This is a genomic window from Corallococcus terminator (assembly GCF_003611635.1).
Lineage (GTDB): Bacteria > Myxococcota > Myxococcia > Myxococcales > Myxococcaceae > Corallococcus > Corallococcus terminator.
Window position 1 is genome coordinate 1 of sequence record NZ_RAVZ01000474.1, and the last position, 5,723, is coordinate 5,723.

A 5,723-nucleotide genomic window follows, 5' to 3' on the forward strand; every position below is an offset into this window, starting at 1 on the left:
CCTTGCCCACCAGGTGCAGCGTCCCGCCTCCGCACAGCATCGGGAACACCGCCGTGTGCCCAAGGTCCGCAGCCAGCGTCGTCACCGACGCGAAGCTCATTCCTTCTGTCAGTCGCAGCCGGCCCCGAATCGTCTCCACGTAGTTGGCCAACTGCCGGTGCTCCACCACCACACCCTTCGGACGCCCCGTACTGCCCGACGTGAAGATGGCGTACACCGGGTTCTCACCCCGCACGCCCGACTCCACGCGCGTCGTGTCCGCGGACACGTCCTCCACGATCAGCGTCTGGCAGCCCAGGTTCGCCACCGCGTTCGCGTACGTCCGCTGCGTCACCACCACCCGCAGGCTCGCGTCCTCGGCAATCGCCTTCACTCGCGCTGTCGGGAATGACGTGTCCATCGGCACGTACCCGCCGCCCGCTTTGAGGATGCCCAGCAGGCCCACGACGGACTCCACCGTGCGCTCCACGTACAGGCCCACCAACGCCTCGGGACCGACGCCCAGCGCTCGCAGCCGCTTCGCCACCCCATTCGCGCGTGCGTCCAGTTCCGCGTACGTGAGCTGACGGCCGTCCGCCACCACCGCCACCGCCGACGGCACCCGCTTCGCCTGCGCCTCGAACAGCGTGTGGATGCACTCCGACGGCACCACCTCCGCCGTCTGGTTCCATTCCCGCAGCACCTGCTGCCGTTCACCCTGCCCCATCAAAGGCAGCGCACCCACGGACAGGCCCGGATCCACCGCGATGCCCGCCAGCAGCACCCCGAGGTGCTCCACCATCCGCTCCACCGTCGAGCGCTCGAAGAGGTCCGTGCTGTACGTCAACGCGCCCTGGAAACCCTCCGGTGCGTCGCTCAGCGACAGGTTCAGCTCGAACTTGGCCAACTGGTTTTCGAGTTCCAGGCGGCGCAACGACAGGTCGCGCAGCGTCAACTGGATGTCGACCTCGGTGTTGAGCACGAGCATCGCCTGGAACAGCGGCGTGCGGCCCAGGTCCCGCTCCGGGCGCAGTGCATCCACCAACCGCTCGAAGGGCACCTGCTGGTGCGCGAACGCTCCCAGCGTCGTCTCCTTCACCCGCCCGAGCACCTGCCGGAAGCTGTCGGCCGGTGCCAGGCGCGTACGCAGCACCAGCGTGTTGAGGAACAAGCCGATGAGCCCTTCCACCTCCGACTGGGTCCGACCCGCGACCGGCGTTCCCACGCTGATGTCGTCCTGCCCGCTATAGCGCGACAGCAACACCTGCCACGCCGCCAGCAACACCATGAACGGCGTCGCGCCCTCGCGGCGGCCCAGCGCCCGCAGTGCATCGCTCAGCTCCTTCGACCAGCGCACGGACACGGATCCGCCCAGCGCCGTGGGCTTCGCGGGACGCACCTTGTCCGTCGGCAGCTCCAGCGCGGCTGGTGCACCCTCCAGCTCGCGCCGCCACCAGCCGACCTGCTCCTCCAGCGCCTCGCCCTGCAACCACGCCCGCTGCCACACGGCGTAGTCCGCGTACTGCAACGGCAGCTCGGGCAGGGCGGCTTCACGCTGTTCGATGCGCGCGGCGTAGAGGGCGACCAGCTCCCGCACCAGCACGCCCGCGGACCAGCCGTCGGACACGATGTGGTGCATCGACAGGAGCAACAGGTGCTCGGTGTCTCCCGTGCGCAACAACGTCACGCGCAGGAGCGGCCCGCGGGTCAGGTCGAAGGGCTTCTGGGCCACTTCCCGGGCAAGACGCCACGCTTCCTGCTCACGCCCACCCGCCTCCAGGTGCCGCAGGTCCACCACCGCCAACGGGAAGGCCGGTGCGGTGTCGATGCGCTGGAAGGGCTTTCCGTCCTCCGCGTGGAACGTCGTCCGCAAGCCTTCGTGCCGGTGGATGAGCGCGTTGAACGCGTGCTCCAGCGCGGCCACGTCCAGGGGACCTTCCAGCTTCAGGAGGCTGGGGATGTTGTAGAGCGCTCCCTGGGGCTCCAACTGCTCCAGGAACCACAACCGCTGCTGCGCGAAGGACAGCGGCAGCGGGCCGTTGCGCAACGCGGGCTTCAGCGGAGGCACCCCAGGTGACGCCTTCGCACGCGCGGCCTCCACTCGCAGGGCGAGCGCCTCCACGGTGGGCGCCTCGAACAACGCACGCAGCGGCAGCTCCACGCCGAGCGCCGCGCGGATGCGCGAGATGGCCTGGGTCGCCAGCAGCGAGTGCCCGCCCAGCTCCAGGAAGTCGTCGTGGATGCCGACCTGGGCCACGCCCAGCAGCTCGCGCCAGGTCGCGGCCAGCGTCTCCTCCACCGGCGTGCGGGGCGCGACGTAGGTCGGCCCCTGCTCCGCGCGCACCGCGTCCGGCGCGGGCAGGGCCTTGCGGTCCACCTTGCCATTCGGGGTGAGCGGCATCGCGTCCAGGACGACGAACACGGACGGCACCATGTGCTCCGGCAGCTTCTCTTCGGTGTAGCGCCGCAGGGCGCCCACCTCCACCGCCTCGTCCTCCTGGGCCACGACGTAGGCCACGAGCCGCCGATCCCCGGGCACGTCCTGCCGCGCGAGCACCACGGCCTCGCGCACCGAACCCGCGCCCGCCAGCACCGCTTCGATTTCGCCCAGCTCGATGCGGAAGCCGCGGACCTTGACCTGATGGTCCGTGCGGCCGACGAACTCCAGCGCTCCGTCCGCGCGGTAGCGGACGAGGTCTCCCGTCCGGTACAGGCGCACTCCCGGCTCCGCGCTGAACGGATCCGGCACGAAGCGCTCCGCCGTCTGCTCCGGCCGGCCCAGGTAGCCCCGGCCCACGCCCGCGCCACCGATGTACAGCTCGCCCGCGATTCCCACGGGCACCGGAGCGCGCGTCGCGTCCAGCACGTAGGCGCGCACGTTCGGATAGGGACGACCGATGGGCGGCGTCCCGGAGCCCGGCTCGCAGACCGCGCTAGTCACCGTGATGCTCGCCTCGGTGGGACCGTAGGAGTTCACGAAGCGGCGACCCTGCGCCCAGCGATCCATCAACTCCGCCGAGCACGCCTCCGCGCCCGTCACCACAGTCTGGAGCGTGGGGAAGTCCTCGGGGGACAGCACCGCCAGCGTGGAGGGCAACAGCACGGAGGTCGTGATGCTCCGCTCGCGCATCAACCGAGCGAGTTCCGGTCCGGGCTGGAGGGCCTCACGAGGCGCCAGCACCAGGGTCCCGCCGCCCGCGAGCGTGGAGAAGATCTCCAGCAGCGACACGTCGAAGCTCATCGACACGAACTGGAGCGTGCGCGTGCCGGGTCGCACGTCGAAGTCCCGCACCGCGCGAACCAGCGTGTTGACGATGCCCTGGTGTTCGATGAGGGCGCCCTTGGGCTGACCGGTGCTGCCCGACGTGTAGATGACGTACGCCAGGTGTCGGCCCCCCGTGGGGGCGGACAGGTTTCCGGAGTCATGGCGCGCGAGGAGCGCGGCGTCGGAGTCCACGCAGAGCAACTGCTCGCCTCGCGACGGCAGCTCGTCCGCGATCGCCTCACGGGTGACGAGCACCGGCACCCGCGAGTCCTCCAGCAGGAACGCCAGCCGGTGGGAGGGATAGTCGGGATCCATGGGCACATAGGCCCCGCCCGCCTTGAGGATGCCCAGCAGCGCCATCAGCAGCTCGGGGGAGCGTTCCAGGCACACGCCCACACGAACCTCCGGGCCCACGCCCAGGCTGCGCAGATGACGGGCGAGTTGGTTGGCGCGCGCGTTCAGCTCTCGGTACGTCCAGCGCGTGTCGCCCAGTTCCACGGCGATGCCGTCCGGCGTGCGCTCCGCCTGCGCCTCGAAGAGGCCGTGCAGCGACACCTCCGCTTCCAGGGGCGCGGTGGTGGCGTTCCAGTCCTTCAGCACCTGGTGCCGCTCGTCCCCGGTGAGGAGGGAGAGCTCGGAGACGCGAGATTCTGGGGACGCGACCGCGATGCCCTCCAGCACCGTGCGCCAGTGGCCCATCAGTCGGGTGATGGCCTCCGCGTCGAAGCGCGACAACTGGAACGACAGGCGCAGGCCCAGCTTCTCTCCAGGCAGGACCGCGGGGGCCAGCGGCAGGGTCAGCCGCTCGCGGCCTTCGAAGTCACGCACGTCGAGGCCCCGGGCGCGCTCCTTGATGGACGCGTCGATGGGGTAGTTCTCCACGACGACGAGGCTTTCGAAGAGCGGCTGGCCTCGGGGCAGCTCGCTCCAGCCCTGAACCTGGACCAGCGGGCAGTGCTCATGGGCGCTCAGGGCCACCTGCTGCGTCTGGATGCCGCGCAGCCAGGACACCAGCGTGTCCTCCGGCGCGAGCCGCACGCGCAGCGGCAGGGAGTTGATGAACAGGCCCATCATCCCCTCCACCCCCGGAAGCTCCGAGGGACGGCCGGAGACGGTGGTGCCGAAGACGACGTCCTGCTCACCGCTGTAGCGGCTCAAGAGCAACGCCCACGCGCCCTGCACCACGGAGCCCAGCGTGAGCTGGTGACGACGCGCGAAGGACTCCAGCGCGACGGTGGTCTCCACCGGGAGGGCGATCTCCTGCGAGCCGTGCTTGTGGACAGCCTCGCTGTCGTTGAAGCCCGCGCCCCGGTCCAGGGGCAGCGGCGTGGGAGCGGTGAAGCCCGCGAGCCGCTCGCGCCAGAAGGACTGGGAGCGGGCCGGCTCCTGCCGACCCAACCATTCGATGTAGTCCCGGAACGCGGTCCGCGCGGTCGCCAGCGGAGGCTGCTCGCGGGTGAACGCGTCGTAGAAGCCGAACAGGTCCTGCATCACCAGACCCAGGCTCCAACCGTCGAGCACGGTGTGGTGGAAGCTCCAGACGAGCCGGTGGACGTGCGTGTCCAGCCGCACCAGCGCCACCCGCATGAGCGGCCCCGCCACGAGGTCGAAGCCCCGGGCCCGGTCCTCCTCCAGGAAGGTCTCCAGTTGCTGCCGCTGCGCCGCTTCCGTCTGGCCCCGCCAGTCGAGTTCGCGCCACGGCAGAGAAGCCTGCCGCCGCACCACCTGCAACGGCTCCTCCAGCCCTTCCCAGAGGAACGTCGTGCGCAGCACCGCGTTCCGCGCCACCAGTTCTTCCCACGCACGCTTGAGCGCACGCGCGTCCACCTGGGAATGGAAGGCCCAGGAGAGCTGCTCGAAGTACACGCCCGACTTCGGCGCCAGCAGCGCATGGAAGAGCATGCCCTGCTGCATCGGCGACAGCGGGTAGATGTCCTCGAAGCCCTCCACCTTCGCCTGCACCTGCGAAAGCGTGCGCGCGTCCAGCTTCGCCAGCGGGAAGTCCGCCGGCGTGTACCTCGCCGCGTCCTCCGTCCGACGCCCCGCCACCAGCGTCCGCAGCGCTTCCGTGTACGCCCGCGCCAGCCCTTCCACCGTCGCTCGCGTGTGCAACGCTTCGCTGTACGTCCACGTCACTTCCAGCCGGCCCCCCACCACCAGCCCATTCACCTCCAGCACGTGCCCGCGCTGCCCGCCATCGCCCATCGCAGGGCCTGACGATTCCTTCGCCAGACTGAAGCCTCCCGCCCCCGTCGCCAGCGCGTCGAACTGACCCAGGTAGTTGAAGGCCACCTCCGCCTTCGGGGCCTCCTTCAACTTCGCCACCACCGACGCGGGGCCCTGGTAGCGCAGCAGGCCGTAGCCCACGCCCTTGCCCGGCACCTGCCGCAGCGTGTCCCTCACCGCTCGCAGCGCGTCGCCTGACGTGCCCGCCTCCGGCACCTCCAGCACCACCGGGTACAGCGACGTGAACCACCCC

1 protein-coding gene is annotated in these 5,723 nt (G+C 70.5%); it reads right to left on the bottom strand.

From position 1 onward, the window contains the following. Positions 1-5,723 (bottom strand): non-ribosomal peptide synthetase (locus tag D7V88_RS38325; RefSeq protein WP_120545485.1); only part of this gene is annotated, 5,723 nt, incomplete at both ends.